The sequence below is a fragment of the Allobosea massiliensis genome, from assembly GCF_042655245.1.
Taxonomy (GTDB): Bacteria; Pseudomonadota; Alphaproteobacteria; order Rhizobiales; family Beijerinckiaceae; genus Allobosea; species Allobosea massiliensis.
The window spans coordinates 99,458-116,388 of sequence record NZ_JBHSLU010000022.1 but is presented as its reverse complement, the minus strand read 5'-3'; the positions used below and the strand labels follow the sequence as shown (position 1 = coordinate 116,388).

Genomic DNA, 16,931 nt, shown 5'->3' with positions numbered 1-16,931 from the left:
AAAAGAACGAGGGGAGGGTGCCATGACGGAGACGGGCCGCTATGGCGAGATCTATCGGCGCTGGCAGGCCGATCCGGAGGGGTTCTGGGCGGAGGCAGCCCTGGCGATCGACTGGATCTCGCCGCCGCAGCGCATCTTCGACGCTTCGCAGGGCGCCTATGGGCGCTGGTTCCCGGACGCGACCTGCAACACCTGCTTCAACGCGCTCGACCGGCATGTGCGCGACGGGCGCGGCGAGCAGCCGGCGCTGATCCATGACAGCCCGGTCACGGGCACCAAGGCGGTCTTCAGCTATGCGCAGATGCTCGACGAGGTCGGGGCGCTCGCGGCCGTGCTGCAGGATCTCGGCGTCGGCAAGGGCGATCGCGTCGTCCTCTACATGCCGATGGTGCCGGAAGCGGCCTTCGCCATGCTGGCCTGCGCCCGTATCGGCGCGGTGCATTCGGTCGTCTTCGGCGGCTTCGCGGCGAAGGAGCTGGCGACACGCATCGAGGATGCCAAGCCGCGCGTGATCCTGGCCGCGACCTGCGGCATCGAGCCCAGCCGCGTGGTCGAATACAAGCCGCTGCTCGACCAGGCGATCGACCTGTCCGCGCACAAGCCGCAGACCTGCCTGATCCTGCAGCGGCCGCAGGCCGAGGCCTCGATGCATGCGACCCGCGACAAGAACTGGCGCATGCTGGTCGCGGCCGCCAAGGCGCAGGGGCGACGGGCGGAGTGCGTCCCCGTCGCGGCGACCGACCCGCTGTACATCCTCTACACCTCGGGCACGACGGGAAAGCCCAAGGGTGTGGTGCGCGACAATGGCGGCCACATGGTCGCGCTGAAATGGACCATGGACAATCTCTACGGCGTGAAGCCGGGCGAGGTGATGATCACGGCGTCGGATGTCGGCTGGGTCGTCGGTCACAGCTACATCGTCTATGCACCACTGATCCAGGGCGCGACCTCGGTGCTCTACGAGGGCAAGCCGGTGGGCACGCCCGATGCCGGTGCCTTCTGGCGGCTGATCGCCGAGCACAAGGCGGTCGTGCTGTTCACGGCGCCCACCGCCTTCCGCGCCATCCGCAAGGAGGATCCGGAGGCCAGGCTGCTGCCGGCCTATGATCTCTCGCATTTCCGGGCGCTGTTCCTGGCCGGCGAGCGGGCCGATCCCGACACGCTGGTCTGGGCGCAGGATATCCTGAAGGTGCCGGTGATCGACCATTGGTGGCAGACCGAGACCGGCTCGCCGATCGTCGGCAACCCGATCGGCCTTGAATTGCTCACGGTCAAGCCGGGCTCGCCGACGGTGCCGATGCCGGGCTACGACGTGCAATGCGTCGACGAGGGCGGGCGGCCGGTGCCTCCCGGCACGATGGGCGCGATCGTCATCAAGCTGCCGCTGCCGCCCTGCGCCCTGCCGACCCTGTGGCAGGCCGACGAGCGCTTCGTCGAATCCTATCTCGCGGCCTTCCCGGGCTACTACAACACCTCGGATGCCGGCTTCATCGATGCCGACGGCTATGTCTTCATCATGGGGCGCACCGACGACATCATCAACGTCGCCGGCCACCGCCTCTCGACGGGCGGCATGGAGGAGGTGCTGGCCTCGCATCCGGCGGTGGCGGAATGCGCCGTCGTCGGCATCCGCGACGCGCTCAAGGGCGAGCAGCCCTGCGGCTTCGTCGTGCTCAAATCCGGCATCACCCAGAGCCCGGATGCCGTCGAGCGCGAGCTGGTGGCGCTGGTGCGCGAGAAGATCGGCCCCGTCGCCGCCTTCCGGCTGGCGCTGACGGTTGGGCGGCTGCCGAAGACGCGCTCCGGCAAGATCCTGCGCGCGACGATGAAGAAGATCGCCGATGGCGAGGACTACGCCATGCCGGCGACGATCGAGGACCCGGCGGTGCTGGACGAGATCGGGCTGGCGCTGAAGGCGAAGGGGCTGGGATAGGGCGCGCCCTGCGCGGATCGTCGGGCTAGAGGCCGATGGTCGCGCCGTTCCATCGCAGCAGGCGCTTTGGCCATTCCAGCCGCATCAGATCCTCGCCGATGATCAGCGGACCGGCATAGCCGCTCGCGCGAATCTCTTCAGCGACCAGCGCCGTATCGGCTGCGGGCGGCACGATATGCGTGATCGCCAGGGCTTTCGCCCCGCTCCGGCGTGCCAGATCGCCGACCACCTGCGGCGTCATGTGGTAGCTCTTCACGGCTGCGACGGTGGCGGCCGTGCGGACGCCGGCGACGACCGGCATCTGGCTCTCGACATAGACTTCGCTGACGAGCAGATCGCAGTGCTCGGCGGCCTGCTCGAGCGTCGGCGTGAGGCGGGTGTCGCCGGAGAATACGATCCGGCTCGTGCCGTCGCTCAGCGTCAGCCCGAAGGCCGGTTCGACCGGCTTGTGGTCGACCAGGAAGGCCGTCACGGAGAGGCCCTGGAGGCCGGCGACCGGCCCCTCCTGCAACTCTTCGAACACGATATCGAGGCCGCTGGCATCGGGGCGCTGCTCGAAGGCGATGCGCAGGTGACGCTCGCGCGCGAAGGCCTCGTACTGATCCCGCAGATTGGCCAGCGCAGGGGCCGGCGCCAGCACCCGCCAGGGGCGGTTGCGGCCCTGATGCCAGGAGGAGATGACGAGCTGATAGAAGTCGACCAGATGGTCGGAATGCTCGTGTGTGACGATCAGCAGATCGATGTCGGCGCCGCGATGTCCGCTCGCAACCAGCCGCTGGCTGACACCCGAGCCGCAATCGATCAGCAGCTTGCAGCCGCCGGCCTCGACGAGATGAGAGGGACCGGCGCGCCGCAGGCTGACAGGCGGCGCGCCGGTTCCGAGAAAGGTGAAGGCTAGTCCGGCACTCATGCCGGCAAGGTGTCAGGGCGAGCCGCCATCGGCAAGCCGCCGCCGCCTCAGGCCTCGTCGTCCTCGTCGACCGGACGCTTCATCTGCTTGAGCTTGGCGAACACGGAATCGACGTCGATCGCCGCCTCTTCCTCGCGCTTGGGCTTGCCCATGTCGGCGAAGGTTTGGCTCAGCGGCGTGGGCTCCGGCGCCGTGGTCTCCTCGGCCGGCAGCAGCGTCGAGCCGATCTCGGCGACCATGGCCGGGCGGTCCTTGGCGGCGCGGCCGACCTCGAAGTCGAGGTCGATCTGCGAGCACAGGCCGAGGCTGACCGGGTCGATCGGCGAGAGCGTCTGGGCGTTCCAGTGGGTGCGGTCGCGGATCTGCGCGATCGTCGACTTGGTCGTGCCGATCAGGCGGATGATCTGCGCGTCCTTGAGCTCGGGATGGTTGCGCAGGAGCCAGAGGATGGCGTTGGGCCGGTCCTGGCGCTTCGAGACGGGGGTGTAGCGCGGGCCTTTGGTCTTCTTCATCTCGGGCACCTTCACCTTGCGCTCGGCGAGCTTGAGGTGGTGGGCCGGGTTCTTGCTGGCGCGCTCGAGTTCCTCGCGGGTGAGCTGGCCCGAGGTGATCGGGTCGAGCCCCTTGATGCCGGCCGCGACCTCGCCATCGGCGATGCCGCGCACCTCGAGTGGGTGAAGTTTGCAGAACTCGGCGATCTGCTCGAAGGTCAGGGACGTGTTCTCGACCAGCCAGACCGCGGTGGCTTTCGGCATCAGCGGAGGTAACGACACGGGGCTGTCTCCTGGAATCTCGGAATCCGGCGCGGGGCCGGGTCAACGTCGCGGGCAATAGCTCTCGGGCGCCGACCGGCCTCCTCGGCCGGCCATCCAAATCATCGACGATGAACAGGATGGCCGGCTTATAGACTCAGCCCGCCCGCCTGTCCAAGAAAAAGCGGTGCGGCGCAGGGTGTTTCCGGCCGGTGGCGCCGGGCCGGGCAGAGCGGTAACCTCGGCGCAAACGAGCCGAAGGAGCCGCCGATGTCGCTGTTTTCCGATGATGACCGCCCCAAGCCCAAGCCCGTCCATGAGATCGGGCAGGATCTGTCGATGCTGTCGCTGGCGGAGATCGACCTGCGCGTGGCGGCACTGAAGGCCGAGATCGAGCGGCTGACCGAGGCGCGGGCGAAGAAGGACGCCTCGCGCAGCGCGGCCGATGCTTTTTTTCGGAAACCCGGCTGAAAAAGCGGCTGATGGCGTCCGCGTTAAGGGGCTCTTAACGATTCCAAAGTATGAATCGGATCATCCAGTTTGTCTGGATGCGAGTGGCTCCTGCCCGCTCTGTTTGACGCCTCCCTGTTGACCTTCGAGCCGCCTTCGGGCGGCTCTTTTTTTATGGTCTGTACCCGCGTTAAGGTTAACCAGACGTTACCGACGCGGCGCCCGCCCATCGGCGCTATCCTTGCGACATCGACGGCATGAGCCGTGACGCGTGCCAAGCGGACACGGCGTTGTGCCGATGGGAGACAAGGCCATGAACGACCTGCTGATCCGCGAGACCACCAGCGACGACGGCGCGATCTCCTTCGCGCGCGGCTTCGTGAAGTCCGATGCCTTCATGGCGCTGTTCCGCGAGGGCATGGGCCTGGTCGAGCAGACCGCGGCCTATCTCGACGGCGAGGGCCGGACCGCTTCGGCCGCGCTGCCGCGCGAGGTCGCGCTCGGCTATGCGACGGAGAGCATGCGCCTGACGACGCGGCTGATGCAGATCGCCTCCTGGCTGCTGGTGCAGCGGGCCGTCGCCGAGGGCGAGATGACGGCCGAGCAGGCGCGCGCCGAAAACGCCAAGGTCCGCATCCCCGAGACCGGCGTGTCCGGGACGGCGGCCGAGCTGGAGCGCCTGCCGCAGGGGCTTCAGGACCTGATCGCCCATTCCTTCCGGCTGCAGGCCCGCATCCGCCATCTCGAGGGCCAGATGAACGCCCCGGCTCCGGCCGAGAAGGCCAACCCCGTCCAGGACCAGCTCGCCAGCCTGCAGGCCCGCCTCGGCCTCGCACTCTGACGATTCCGCACGCGGCCGATCGCCGCGCCCGGCACCCGCCCAAACGAAACGGCCCGGTCGAAAGACCGGGCCGTTCTTGATTCAAATCAGCGCAGGCGGGCGAACCCGCCGGCAGATCACTTCTTGCCGAGGGAGCCGATCGCGGCGAAACGCGAGTTGAAGCGCGAGACGCGGCCGCCACGGTCGAGCATCTGCTGCGAACCGCCGGTCCAGGCCGGATGCGTCGTCGGGTCGATGTCGAGGTTCAGCGTGTCGCCCTCCTTGCCGAGCGTCGAACGCGTGAAGTATTCCGTGCCATTGGTCATGACGACCTTGATGGTGTGGTAGTCGGGGTGGATGCCGGTCTTGGCCATGGCTAAATCCTCAAACGTCGAGAACGGGCGTGGTCGACAAGCAGGCAAGCCTGCCCGGCCCGTCGAAAAATTCGTATGAGCCTGTCGTGAAGTCGCGTGCACATATCTCAGCCGGGCCGACAGCGCAAGCAGAACAGGACGAAGACGCGTGCCCGCAGCCGAAAAAGACGATACCAAAGCACGGCCGGATTTCCGTTCCCTGGCGTCCTTCTGGCCCTATGCCCTGAGATATCGCGGGCGCATCGCGCTCGCCCTGCTGGCGCTCGTCATCGCCTCGGCGGCGACGCTGGCGCTGCCGGTCGCGGTGCGGCGGGTGATCGATGTCGGCTTCTCCGGCGGCGAGCAGCAACTCGCCAACAGCTATTTCGTGCTGCTCATCGGCGTGGTCGCGGTGCTGGCGCTGGCGAGTTCGGCGCGCTTCTACCTCGTGATGACGGTGGGCGAGCGCATCGTCGCCGATCTGCGGGCCGACGTCTTCGCGCATCTGACGCGGCTCGAGCCCGCCTTCTTCGATTCCAGCCGGGCGGGCGACCTCGTCTCGCGGCTCACCGCCGACACGACGCAGATCAAGTCGACCTTCGGCTCGACGGCCTCGATTGCGCTGCGCAACGCGATCATGACCATCGGCGCGCTCTCGCTGATGATCGCGACCAGCCCGCAGCTCTCGGCCATCGTCATCGGCGCGATCCCGCTGATCGTGCTGCCGCTGGTGTTCTCCGGGCGCTCGGTGCGCCGGCGCGCCCGGGCGGCGCAGGACCGGCTCGCCGACGCCTCCGCCTTCGCCTCGGAGGCGGTCGGTGCGATCCGCACCATGCAGTCCTTCGGCGCGGCGCGGCAGACCGCAGCGCGCTTCGGCCAGGCTTCGGACGAGGCCTATGCCGCCTCGCGTGCCGCCACCGCCTCGCGCGCGTTGCTCTCGGGCGTCGCGATCTTCCTGGTCAGCGCCAGCGTCGTCTGGGTGCTCTGGACGGGGGCGACGGAGGTCTTTGAGGGGCGCATGACCGGCGGGCGGCTGTCGCAGTTCCTGCTCTATGCCGTGCTGGCGGCGAGCTCGCTCGGCCAGCTCTCGGAAGTCTATGGCGATGTGTCCGCCGCGGCCGGCGCGGCCGGGCGGCTCGGCGAGATCCTCGCCCTGAAGCCGGCCATCGCGGCGCCGCCGAACCCGGCACCGATGCCGCAGCCGGCGCGTGGCGAACTCGCTTTCGAGGGCGTCTCCTTCAGCTATCCCGGCCGCAGCGTCGAGGCGCTGTCGGATCTCACCTTCTCGGTGCGGGCGGGCGAGCGCGTCGCGCTGGTCGGCCCCTCTGGCGCCGGCAAGAGCACGGTGCTGCAGCTGGCGCTGCGGTTCTACGATCCGAGCGCGGGGCGCGTCCTCGTCGACGGCATGGCCGGGCCGCAGGTCGACCCGGAAGCCTGGCGGCAGCGCTTTGCGCTGGTGCCGCAGGAGCCGACCGTCTTCGGCGTCTCGGTGCGCGACAACATCGCCTATGGGCGCCCCGAGGCGACGCAGGCCGAGATCGAGGACGCCGCCCGGCTGGCGGCGGCGGACGGTTTCATCCGCGATCTGCCGCAGGGCTACGACACCATCGTCGGCGAACGCGGCGTGACACTGTCGGGCGGCCAGCGCCAGCGTCTCGCGATCGCGCGCGCGGTGCTGAAGGACGCGCCGATCCTGCTGCTGGACGAGGCAACGAGCGCGCTCGATTCCGAGAGCGAGCGGGCGGTTCAGGATGCGCTCGACCGGCTGATGCGCGGGCGTACCACGCTCGTCGTCGCGCACCGCCTCGCCACCATCCTCTCCGCCGACCGCATCCTGGTGATGGAGGACGGCCGCGTCGTCGAGGAGGGCACCCATGTCGAGCTGAAGGCCCGCGGCGGGCTCTATGCGCGGCTGGCCTCGCTGCAATTCGGGCTGGAAGCGGCCTGAGCGCCGGACCCGGCGGCCGCCTCAGTTCACGAGGTCAGGTTGATCGTGTACTTGCCGGGGTTGGGCACGGTGCCCTTGAAGCCGACGCTGCGCTCCCCGGCCGGGCAGGTGCCGCCGACGATCTCGCGCGTGATCGCGCGGGAAGGGACGCAGAAGGTCTTGTCGACGCCCGACTGGCCCGGCCAGTGATAGGTCCGGCCCTCCTTCTCGGCATAGTAGTAAAACAGCGCCGTGTTCAGCCGGGCGACGCTCTTGCAGCTTCCGGCGGGAATCGTCTGCCAGGCCGTCAGCGTCCACTTTTTCGTCGTCTGGGGGACATTGGCCAGAGCCGTGAAGATCTTCGAGCCGGTCTTGTTGCAGAAGACGATCTCGGTCTGCTGCTGTTGGGCGGCGACCGGCGTGCCGATCATCGCCATGGCGGCAACCGCCGCCAATCCTGCCATTCTCATCTCGCCCCCCAGCGGAACCATCGCGTCACCTGATCTGACTGCCGCAAGGGCAGCCTTGTCAACTCGCGCCGCGGTGGTCGCGTCAAAGGCCATGCGTGCGCGGATAGGCGCTCGCGGGCGGGGAGGCCCAGCCGGCGAGCAGTTCGGGCTCCGTGCGGTAGATCTCGACCCTGAGGGGATAGCAGGCGGCGGCGTCGCTCGAATGGGTCGCGCTGCAATCGCCGCCCGGGCAGGCTGAGAGCGCGCCGAGCAGGTCGATCTCCGCGAAGAACTCGATGTAGTCGCCCGGCCGCACCGGGCTCGCCTTCATGAAGTATTGATGCGTGCCGCGGGTGAAGCCGGTGCACATGAAGACGTTGAGCACGTCGTGGACATGCCGCTCGGCCTCCGTCACGGGCAGGCCCTTGGCCTTCGCCAGCGCGCGCGTCAGGTTGGAATGGCAGCACTGGTGATAGTCGCCGCCCGAGAGGAGGCGGTTGGTGTAGGGGTCGCAGCGCGTCCCGATCACGTCATGCACGGCCCCGCCATCGGCGTCGATCCCGTACCAGGCGAGGGTGTCGTGGGTGATCGTCGCGAGCGGCCGCAGGGCCGGCAGGCTGCTCCAGAGCCGGTCGCCGGTCGAGACATGGGTGGCATGAAGCTGGCGGGTCTTGCCGCTGAAGAACCGCTCGGAGAGGTCGTGCGCGTTCCAGAGGTTGAGATCGCCGACCTGAGGTCCGTCGACGCCGACGATGCGGAAGAACTGGCCGGCCTGCACGCGGAAGGCCTCGGCGTCGCGGGGTGCGACCACGACCTCCTCGATCTTCGTGAGATCCTGTCGGGCGCGGCCGAGCATCGCCATGTCGGGCTTCGGCAGGCTCTCGACAGGGTAGCAGATGGTCAGCGGTCGGGAGCGGCGGGCGGCGGCGTCGGCAGGCTCGGCGGGCAGCATGGCGGGCTCCGGTCGGCGGTGGTCAGCGGGGCGGCAGCGCGGCGTAATAGGCGGCGAGCGCCGCGATCTCCTGACCGCTCATATGGCGGGCCATGTAGCGCATCTCCTTGTGGGTGCGCTTGCCGCTCCGGAACGCCATCATCTGATTGAAGAGATAGCGCTCGTTCTGGCCGGCGAGATGCGGCACCTCGGTGTCGCGGGCGATGCCGTCGAGCCCATGGCAGGCGGCGCATTCCTCGATCACCGAGCCGCGCGGTTCGGCGAGGGCCGCGCCGGCGGCTGCGACCGTGGCCGCGAGCACGATGGCGGCCCCCCAGGCCAGTGCCCGATCCTGCCTCACGCGTCTCACCGCTCGGTGATCTTGAACTCGATGCGGCGGTTGCGCCGCCAGGCATCGTCGGTGTTGGCGACGTCGAGCGGCTGGAACTCGCCGAAGCCGGTGGCGGCGATGCGGTCGGCCGGGATGCCCTTCGTCACGAGATATTCAACGACCGCGATGGCGCGGGCCGCCGAGAGGTGCCAGTTCGAGGGGAATTGCGGCGAGCGGATCGGCCGGTTGTCGGTGTGGCCGTCGACACGCAGGATCCAGGGCAGGTCGGGCGGCATCTCGCGGCCGAGATCGGCGATGATGGCGCCGAGCTTGTCGAGCTCGCCACGCCCCTCCGGCTTCAGCACGGCCTGGCCGGCATCGAAGAAGACCTCGGACTGGAAGACGAAGCGGTCGCCGACGACGCGGATGTCGGGCCGCGTGCCGAGCACCTGGCGCAGGCGGCCGAAGAAGTCCGAGCGGTACCGCGCCAGCTCCTGGACGCGCTGGGCCAGCGCCACGTTGAGCCGCGAGCCGAGCTCGGCGATGCGGGCCTGCGCTTCCTTGTCCTTGGCCTCGGAGGCGCTGAGCGCCTCCTCCAGCGCCGCGAGCTGGCGGCGCATGGCGAGGATCTGCTGGTTGACGAGATCGACGGTGGCCTGGGCGCGGGCCGAGAGCTGCTTTTCGGCTTCGAGCGCCTTTTGCGCCTCGCCGAGCTGGGCGGCCTGGTTGCCGGGCTGGGCGGCCAGCAGATCCTGGATACGGCCGCGCTCGGCCTGCTCGCGCGTCAGCGAGGATTGCAGGAGCTGCAGGTTCTCCTGGGCCTGGCGGTTCGAGGAGCGCTCGAGGGCGAGCAGGTCGGTCAGCTCCGAGATCTGCCGGTTCAGCCGCTCCAGCGCCGTGTCCTTGCCGGTCAGCTCCTGCGACAGGAAGAACTGCCCGAGCACGAAGACGGAGAGCAGGAAGACGATGCCGATCAGCATCGTCGAGAGTGCGTCGACGAAGCCCGGCCAGAAATTGACCTCGTCGCGGCGGTGGGAGCGGGAGAGGGCCATCGCCGTCAGGGCTCCATCACATTGTCGGCGGTGAGGCGCTCGAGCAGGCGCTTCATGTCCTTCTCGCGGGCCGCCTGCGCTTCCACCCAGTCACGGATGAGCTGCTGCTCGGAGCGCATGTGCTGGACGAGGCCCTGGATGCCCTCGGCGAGGCTGGCGAGCGCCTGGGTCGCGGCGCGGTTGTTGGCGCCGCTCTCGGCCATGGCGGCGCCGAGCCGGTCCAGCCTGTCGGCCAGCGGGTCGCCCGTCAGCGAGCGCAGACCCGGCGCAGCGCCCGCGGCCGCCGTGCGCGTGCCGAGCCAGCTTTCCATCTCGTTACGGAAGCGGCGCTGGGCCTGCGCGACCTGCAATTCGAGGAAGCCGAGGATCAGCGAGCCGGCGATGCCGAAGAGCGAGGAGGAGAAGGACAGGCCCATGCCGGCGAGGGGCGCGGCGAGGCCGGCCTTGAGTTCGTCGAACAGCACGCCGGCTTCCGCGCCGGTGCGCAGGCTCTTGATGACGTTGCCGACGGAGGAGACCGTGTCGAGCAGGCCCCAGAAGGTGCCGAGCAGGCCGAGGAAGACGAGCAGGCCTGCCAGATAGCGCAGCACCTCGCGGCCATCGTCGAGCCGCACCGCGATCGATTCGAGCACGGTCGCCGCCTGGGCGGGGGCGAGGCTGCGGGCCTCGAGCGCCGGCAGCACCGGGCCGAGCGGCGCGATGACCTCGCCGCGGCGGATCTCCGCGGCGGCGGGAGCCGCGGCGAGGCGGGTGGCGGCGCGCGCCTCGGCATGGAGGCGCCAGAGTTCGCGGAGCGCGATCAGGACGCCGACGAGGAGCGAGCCGAGGATCAGGCCGTTCAGGCCCGGATTGGTCATGAAGGCGGTGATCAGGCCGCCCTGGAGGATGAAGCCGAGGAAGCCGATCAGCGCGAGGAAGACGAGGGCGCGGACGACATAGCGCAGCGGGCGCGAGAACCGCGTCTCCTCCCGCGGGGGCGCGGCCATGTCGCGTTCGGCCGCCAGATCCTCAGTCGCCATGCTTAATCATCCGTTCGCCATCGTCACGGGGGGACTGTCGCTTCCCGTGCCGCGATGATCAAGCGCGAAAGATCAAGGGGATATGACCAAAGCCGCGGCTGTGGCCGCGAGGTTGCGCGGCTCAGACCGTCTTGAGCGCGGCGCGCAGGGCCTGCTCGCCGATCTCGTTGCCGCAGATGATGTCGCGGGCCATGGTCGGCTGCTTGCCGTCGAGCGTGCCGAAGGTGCCGCCCGCCTCGCGGATCATCACGGCCCCGGCCGCGAAGTCCCAGGTGTTGAGCTCGCGCTCCCAATAGGCGTCGAAGCGGCCGGCGGCGACATAGGCGATGTCGAGGGCGGCGCAGCCCATCCGGCGGACATTGGAGAAGCGGGTCATCACCGCGCCGAGTTCGCGCAGGAAGAGCGGATGGCCGCCCTTGCCGATATGCGGAACGCCCATGCCGACGAGCATCTCGCTCGGCTCGCGACGGCCCGAGACGCGCATGCGCCGGTTGTTGACATAGGCGCCCTTGCCCTTCTCGGCGATGAAGAGCTCGTCCTTGGCGGCGTCGTAGATCACGCCGGCGACGAACTGGTTGTCGCGCTCCAGCGCCACCGAGATGTTCCAGTGCGGCACGCCGCGCAGGAAGTTATGGGTGCCGTCGAGCGGGTCGATGTGCCAGCGATTGCTCTCGTCCGTCCCCTGGACGACGCCGCTCTCCTCCATGACGAAGCCATAGCCGGGCCGGGCCTTCTCGAGCGAGGCGCGCAGGATCTCCTCGGCCTTGTGGTCGGCCTTGGAGACGAAGTCGCCCGGACCCTTGGCGAGGACCTGCAGGTTCTCGACCTCGCCGAAGTCGCGCTTCAGCGAACGCGACGCCTTCATCACGGCGTCGGTCATCACGGTCATCAGGGGAGAGCGGATCATCGGTAACCTCGTTCGCGCCGTTCGGCGCAGCAGTGGGACCCCGGCTTGACAGGATCCGGTTCAGACAGCGGGCCCGGCTTCGGGGCGCGTCGGGCGCTCGCGGCAGGGCTTCGGGAAACTCGCCCGGTCCCTTGCTCGCCCGTTACGGCGCCGTCAAGGCCGCGCCCTCGATCCGGCTGGCGGCGAGGCGGGCGGCGCGGGCCTGCTGTTCCGGGTTCAGCCGGTCGAAGAGCTGCTCCAGGGCCGGGTCGTCCAGCCCCTTCGCGCGTGCTGCGAGGTGCCAGGCGGCCGCCTCGATCGAGTCGGGGGGAATGCCGCGTCCGCTCTGGTAGAGCCGCGCGATGCGGTTCTGCGCGATCGGATTGCCCTTGCCCGCCGCCCTCAGAAAGAGTTGCGCCGCCGCGGCCTCGTCGGAGGCGACGCCGGTGCCGTTGAACAGCATGATGGCATATTCGATCTCGGCCGGGAGATGACCGGCGTTGGCGGCCTGTGCCATCCAGCGGGCCGCCTGCTCGTCGCTTTTCGGCATGCCGCGGCCCTGCCGCGCCAGCGTCGCCAGCGCATGGAGCGCGTCGGGGATGCCGCCTCTCGCGGCGATCTCGAGGCTGCGGATGGCCTCGGCCTCATCGGTCGGCTGGCCTGTCGCCAGCAAAGCGAGGGCGAGGTTGTAGTTGGCGGCGGGGTGGCCCGCCGCGGCGGCACGTTTCAGCAGCGCGCCGGCCCGGGCGGGATCGCGCCGGCCACTCGCGTCATCGAGCAGGGCGATGGCGAGCGCGTAGACGGCGTTGACGTCCCCGCGCTCGGCGGCGCGCTCATACCATTCGGAGGCGACCTTCTGGTCCGGTCGCACGCCCAGGCCCTGGCGGTAGATCTCGCCGACCAGCGTCATCGCCGCGGCGTCCTTGCTGTCCACCTCGATGCGCTTGAGCGCCTCGGAGAGCGCGCGCCGGTAGTGGCCGGTCTGATAGGCGCCATAGGCGAGGTCACGCTCGGCCGCGGCGGCCGGCGATGCGAAGGAGAGGCCGGCCAGCCACAGCCCGGCGAGGGCCCGGCGCAGGCCTGTCATCGCGCCGCCTTCCGCGCGGCGCAGGCGGCGATGGCCGCATTCGCCTCGGCGACGAGGGCCCGCAGGTCGCGGCCCTCCTCGAAGGCCCATGCGCCGAGCGCGACGAATTCGGCGCCGGTCTCGGCAAGGGCTGCGACGGAGTCCGGATCGGGCGCATAGGCGACGCAGGGCGTCTCGAAGATCTCGGCCCACCAGCCGGCGCGCTCGATCACGGCCGGCAGTGGCGGCATGGAGCCGTCCGGGCGCGGCTCGCCGAACATGACGTAGTCGACGCCGGCCTCGCCGACATCCATGGCGTCGTGGCGGGCGCGCAGCCCGCCGGCGCCGATGATGCGCTCGCCCTTGAGGCTCGAGCGCGCCTCGGCGATCGCCTCGGGCCCACCGGCGAGATGGACGCCGTCGGCGCCGCCCCTCGTCGCGACGAGCGCGGAATCGGCGACGACGAGCGCGACATTGGCGCCCTGGACCGGGCCGGCGAGGCGCTTGACGCGCTCGATCCGGCTGCGCTCGTCGCCGGGGGCGAGTTGCAGCAGCACCGCGGCGAGATCGCCGCCGGCCTGGGCCTGCATCAGGCGGAAGGCCATCGCCTCGGCATCCGCCACGGGCGGGGTGACGAGCATCAGGCGGGTGGGGGGAGAGGTCGTGGTCATGATCTTGCGCGCAAACGGCCCGCGATGGCGTCCAATGTCAAGACTCCGAGGCCGGCAACGAGGCTCCAGAAGGCCGAGCCGACGCCGAACAGCGTCAGGCTCGAGGCCGCCACCGCGAAGGCGATGATGGCGGCGAAGCGATGCGCGTCCGAGGCGGTGGCCTGGGTGAGGGCGCCCGTCAGCGAGCCGACGAGGCCGAGGCCGGCGACCGCCACGATCAGCGCCTTGGGCATGGCGAGGATGAGGGCGAGCAGCAGCCCGGCCGTCGCGGCGATGGCGAGCCAGAGCAGGCCGTAGAGGATGCCCGCCTTCCAGCGCTGCGTCGGATCGGGATGGGTGTCGGGGCCGGTGCAGATCGAGGCGCTGATCGCGGCCATGTTGACCATATGCGCGCCGAAGGGCGCGGTGAGGAAGGAGGTGAGGCCGGTGACGAAAAGGCAGGCCGGCACGGGGGGCTGGTAGCCGGCGGCGCGCAGCACGGCGAAGCCGGGCAGGTTCTGCGCCGCCATGGTGACGAGATAGAGCGGGATGCCGATGCCGAGCATGGCGGCGGTATCGAAGCGCGGTGTGACGAATTCGAGGCCGGTGAGGGCGAGCCTGCCGGTGGGCCAGGCGGCGAGCCCCGTGGCGAAGCTGACCGCGATGCCGACGCCGAGCGCGGCGATGACGCACAGGAAGGGATTGACCAGCCGCGCCAGCAGGAAGACCGCCAGCAGCGGCAGGACGAGGCCGGGCGAGACCCGCGCCTCGTCGAAGACCGCCACGACGAAGCGGAAGATCACGCCGGCCAGCATGGCGGCGGCGATCGGCATCGGGATCTTCTCGATCAGCGCGCCGAGCGGGCGGAAGGCGGCGGTCAGCATCATCAGCGCCGCGGCGAGCAGGAAGGCGCCGATGGCGGCTGCCATGTCGAGCCCGCTGCTGGCCGCGATGAGGGCGGCGCCCGGCGTCGACCAGGCGCAGATGATCGGCAGGCGGTGGCGCCAGGAGAGCCAGAGGCTCGCCGCTCCCTTGGCCAGGGCCAGGCCCGCAATCCAGGAGACGGTCTGCGCCGGCGTCGCGCCGAGCGCCTGCGCCGCCGCCAGCACGACGGCGACCGAGGCGGCGAAGCCGACAAAGACGGCGACGAGGGCTGAGAACAGGAGGGACATGCGGGTTCTGCGGCGGCGGGGGCTCCTTGAACCAGAATATGCGGTGCGCCGGAAGGGCCGGCCGCGCAGGGCCGCCCGACGCCGTCGTCACCGCAGCGTCACCCTCGCCGGATAGGCCTCGATCTGTTCCAATGCCAATCTGCGCATGTCACCGGGATCAGGACCCATGAGCCAGGACAGCCCCTACGAATCGACCTTCGGCGCCAGCCTTCTGGAGCATGAAGACGCCGCGCCGCAGAATCCGACCGACAACGCCACGATGGGCGAGTTGATCTCCCAGCGCTTCTCGCGCCGCGGCCTGCTGAAGGGCGCGCTCGCCGTCTCGGCGATCTCGGCGACCGTCGGCACGCTGGCGCTGGAGACGGCCGAGCGGGCGCAGGCGCAGGCTGCGAAATCCGCCTTCGCCTTCAAGGAGGTCGAGGCCGGCGTCGATGCCGATCATCACGTCGCCGAGGGCTATGACGCGCAGGTCCTGCTGCGCTGGGGCGACCCGATCACCCCCGGAGCCCCCCCCTTCGACCCGGCGAAGCAGACGCCGGAGGCTCAGGCCCAGCAATTTGGCTACAACAACGACTTCGTCGGCTATCTGCCGATGCCCGGCGCGGCGGACCCGTCCGCCCATGGCGTGCTCTTCGTCAATCACGAATACACCAACCCGCATCTGATGTTCCCGGGCGTGGTCGAGATGAAGGACGGCAAGCCGGTCCTCAAGAACGCGACGCCCGAGCGCTTCAAGATCGAGGCGATGGCGCATGGCGCGACCGTCGCGGAAATCCGCCGCACCGACGGCAAATGGGCGCTGGTGAAGGATTCCAAGTACAACCGCCGCATCACGGTCGCCACCGAGATGCAGCTCTCGGGCCCCGTCGCGGGAACCGACCGCGTCAGGACAGGGGCCGATGCCAGCGGCCGCAAGGTGCTGGGCACGCTCAACAACTGCTCGGGCGCGATGACGCCGTGGGGCACCTTCGTGTCGGGCGAGGAGAACTTCCACGGCTATTTCTCCGGCAAGCTGCCGGAGGGCCATCGCGAAGAGGCGAACTACAAGCGCCTTGCCATCCCGTCCTCGCCCTATGCCTGGGGCCGGTTCGAGGAGCGCTTCGACCTGGCGAAGGAGCCCAACGAGGCCAACCGCTTCGGCTGGGTGATCGAGGTCGATCCGTTCGATCCGACCTCCGTGCCGAAGAAGCGCTCGGCGCTCGGCCGCTTCAAGCATGAAGGCGCCGACATGATCGTGGCGAAGGACGGCCGCGTCGTGGCCTATCTCGGCGACGACGAGCGCTTCGACTATGTCTACAAATTCGTCACGGCGGGCCGCTTTGACGCCAATAACCGCGCGGCCAATCTGGACCTGCTCGATACCGGCACGCTCCATGTCGCGAAGTTCGCGGCGGACGGCACGGTGGAATGGCTGCCGCTGGTCTTCGGGCAGGGCCCGCTGACGGCGGCCAACGGCTTCCAGAGCCAGGCCGATGTGCTGATCGAGACCCGCCGCGCCGGCGACCTGCTCGGCGCCACCAAGATGGATCGGCCCGAGGACATCACACCCAATCCGGTGACCGGCAAGGTCTATGTGATGCTGACCAACAATTCGAGCCGCAAGGACGAGCAGGTCGATGCGGCCAATCCGCGGGCGAAGAACGCCTTCGGCCACATCATCGAGATCATCGAGGAGGGCGGCGACCACACCGCCACGAAGGGGCGCTGGGAGATCCTGCTGAAATGCGGCGATCCTTCGGTCGCGGCGGTCGGGGCGACCTTCTCGACCGACACGACCAAGAGCGGCTGGTTCGGCATGCCCGACAATGCGGTGGTGGACTCGGCCGGGCGGCTCTGGGTCGCGACCGACGGCAACGGTCCCGATGTAACCGGACGCACCGACGGGCTCTGGGCGGTCGACACGGAGGGCGGCGCGCGCCGGACCTCGAAGCTGTTCTACCGCGTGCCGCATGGCGCCGAACTCTGCGGCCCCTGCTTCACGCCGGACGACACTACGGCCTTCGTGGCCGTGCAGCACCCCGGGGACGACGGCCCGGACTGGCCCGCCTTCGGCCGCCGCTCCTATTACGAGGATCTCTCGACCCGTTGGCCGGACTTCAAGCCGGACATGCCGGTGCGGCCCTCGGTGGTGGCGATCACCAAGAAGGGCGGCGGCAAGATCGGCGTTTGATCGCAAGCGTCATGGTCGGGCTTGAGCCGACCATGCCTTCACACAGAAACGCCCGGCAAA

Annotated in this window: 17 protein-coding genes; 5 read left to right on the top strand and 12 right to left on the bottom strand. The window is 69.6% G+C overall.

The window, feature by feature from the left end:
• Positions 1-22: 22 nt before the first annotated feature.
• Positions 23-1,933, top strand: coding sequence for a propionyl-CoA synthetase (locus ACFPN9_RS11260; protein WP_066726206.1), 1,911 nt, complete (start codon positions 23-25; stop codon positions 1,931-1,933).
• A 25-nt stretch (positions 1,934-1,958) separates the two neighbouring features.
• Here ACFPN9_RS11260 and ACFPN9_RS11255 read toward each other — a convergent pair whose 3' ends face one another.
• Both ACFPN9_RS11255 and ACFPN9_RS11250 read right to left on the bottom strand, forming a co-directional pair.
• A complete protein-coding gene (locus ACFPN9_RS11255) occupies positions 1,959-2,843 on the bottom strand; it encodes an MBL fold metallo-hydrolase (protein WP_066726208.1) in 885 nt (294 codons plus the stop codon).
• Positions 2,844-2,890: 47 nt separating this feature from the next.
• Positions 2,891-3,616, bottom strand: coding sequence for a DUF1013 domain-containing protein (locus ACFPN9_RS11250; RefSeq protein WP_066726211.1), 726 nt, complete (start codon positions 3,614-3,616; stop codon positions 2,891-2,893).
• A gap of 249 nt (positions 3,617-3,865) precedes the next feature.
• Here ACFPN9_RS11250 and ACFPN9_RS11245 point away from each other — a divergent pair, with 249 nt between their 5' ends.
• Entirely contained in the window at positions 3,866-4,066 is a 201-nt protein-coding gene (locus ACFPN9_RS11245) for a DUF1192 domain-containing protein (protein ID WP_066726213.1), read from the top strand.
• Between the two features lie 292 nt (positions 4,067-4,358).
• Complete coding sequence (rcdA, locus tag ACFPN9_RS11240) at positions 4,359-4,886, top strand: protease adaptor protein RcdA (RefSeq protein WP_066726215.1); 528 nt, start codon at positions 4,359-4,361, stop codon at positions 4,884-4,886.
• Between the two features lie 116 nt (positions 4,887-5,002).
• On the opposite strand, the gene rpmE is transcribed toward rcdA, so the two are convergent.
• A complete protein-coding gene (rpmE, locus tag ACFPN9_RS11235) occupies positions 5,003-5,239 on the bottom strand; it encodes a 50S ribosomal protein L31 (RefSeq protein ID WP_066726217.1) in 237 nt (78 codons plus the stop codon).
• 148 nt (positions 5,240-5,387) lie between these two features.
• On the opposite strand from rpmE, the gene ACFPN9_RS11230 reads away from it, so the two are divergent.
• The gene (locus tag ACFPN9_RS11230; RefSeq protein ID WP_082737569.1) at positions 5,388-7,166 is read left to right on the top strand and encodes an ABC transporter transmembrane domain-containing protein; all 1,779 of its coding nucleotides are present in this window, start codon (positions 5,388-5,390) and stop codon (positions 7,164-7,166) included.
• Between the two features lie 26 nt (positions 7,167-7,192).
• On the opposite strand, the gene ACFPN9_RS11225 is transcribed toward ACFPN9_RS11230, so the two are convergent.
• From ACFPN9_RS11225 to ACFPN9_RS11185, 9 genes are all read right to left on the bottom strand, one after another.
• Positions 7,193-7,609: a DUF1036 domain-containing protein gene (locus ACFPN9_RS11225; protein WP_197426727.1), complete on the bottom strand. Its 417-nt coding sequence runs from the start codon at positions 7,607-7,609 to the stop codon at positions 7,193-7,195.
• Positions 7,610-7,697: 88 nt separating this feature from the next.
• The gene (locus tag ACFPN9_RS11220; protein ID WP_066726222.1) at positions 7,698-8,546 is read right to left on the bottom strand and encodes an urea carboxylase-associated family protein; all 849 of its coding nucleotides are present in this window, start codon (positions 8,544-8,546) and stop codon (positions 7,698-7,700) included.
• A 22-nt stretch (positions 8,547-8,568) separates the two neighbouring features.
• Positions 8,569-8,886, bottom strand: coding sequence for a c-type cytochrome (locus tag ACFPN9_RS11215; RefSeq protein ID WP_245282376.1), 318 nt, complete (start codon positions 8,884-8,886; stop codon positions 8,569-8,571).
• Between the two features lie 5 nt (positions 8,887-8,891).
• Complete coding sequence (locus ACFPN9_RS11210; RefSeq protein ID WP_066726223.1) at positions 8,892-9,908, bottom strand: peptidoglycan -binding protein; 1,017 nt, start codon at positions 9,906-9,908, stop codon at positions 8,892-8,894.
• 5 nt (positions 9,909-9,913) lie between these two features.
• Positions 9,914-10,894, bottom strand: a complete 981-nt coding sequence (locus tag ACFPN9_RS11205; protein ID WP_066726381.1) for a flagellar motor protein MotA — start codon at positions 10,892-10,894, stop codon at positions 9,914-9,916.
• 154 nt (positions 10,895-11,048) lie between these two features.
• The gene (locus tag ACFPN9_RS11200) at positions 11,049-11,834 is read right to left on the bottom strand and encodes an inositol monophosphatase family protein (protein WP_066726225.1); all 786 of its coding nucleotides are present in this window, start codon (positions 11,832-11,834) and stop codon (positions 11,049-11,051) included.
• 142 nt (positions 11,835-11,976) lie between these two features.
• A complete protein-coding gene (locus tag ACFPN9_RS11195; protein WP_066726228.1) occupies positions 11,977-12,900 on the bottom strand; it encodes a tetratricopeptide repeat protein in 924 nt (307 codons plus the stop codon).
• A complete protein-coding gene (locus ACFPN9_RS11190) occupies positions 12,897-13,550 on the bottom strand; it encodes a thiamine phosphate synthase (RefSeq protein WP_082732886.1) in 654 nt (217 codons plus the stop codon). Before ACFPN9_RS11190 ends, ACFPN9_RS11195 begins: the two co-directional genes overlap by 4 nt.
• On the bottom strand, positions 13,547-14,701 hold the full coding sequence (locus ACFPN9_RS11185; RefSeq protein WP_066726231.1) for a benzoate/H(+) symporter BenE family transporter: 1,155 nt from the start codon (positions 14,699-14,701) through the stop codon (positions 13,547-13,549). The genes ACFPN9_RS11190 and ACFPN9_RS11185 overlap by 4 nt, the downstream gene beginning before the upstream one ends.
• 166 nt (positions 14,702-14,867) lie before the next feature.
• On the opposite strand from ACFPN9_RS11185, the gene ACFPN9_RS11180 reads away from it, so the two are divergent.
• On the top strand, positions 14,868-16,871 hold the full coding sequence (locus ACFPN9_RS11180; protein ID WP_066726234.1) for a PhoX family protein: 2,004 nt from the start codon (positions 14,868-14,870) through the stop codon (positions 16,869-16,871).
• Positions 16,872-16,931 lie beyond the last annotated feature (60 nt).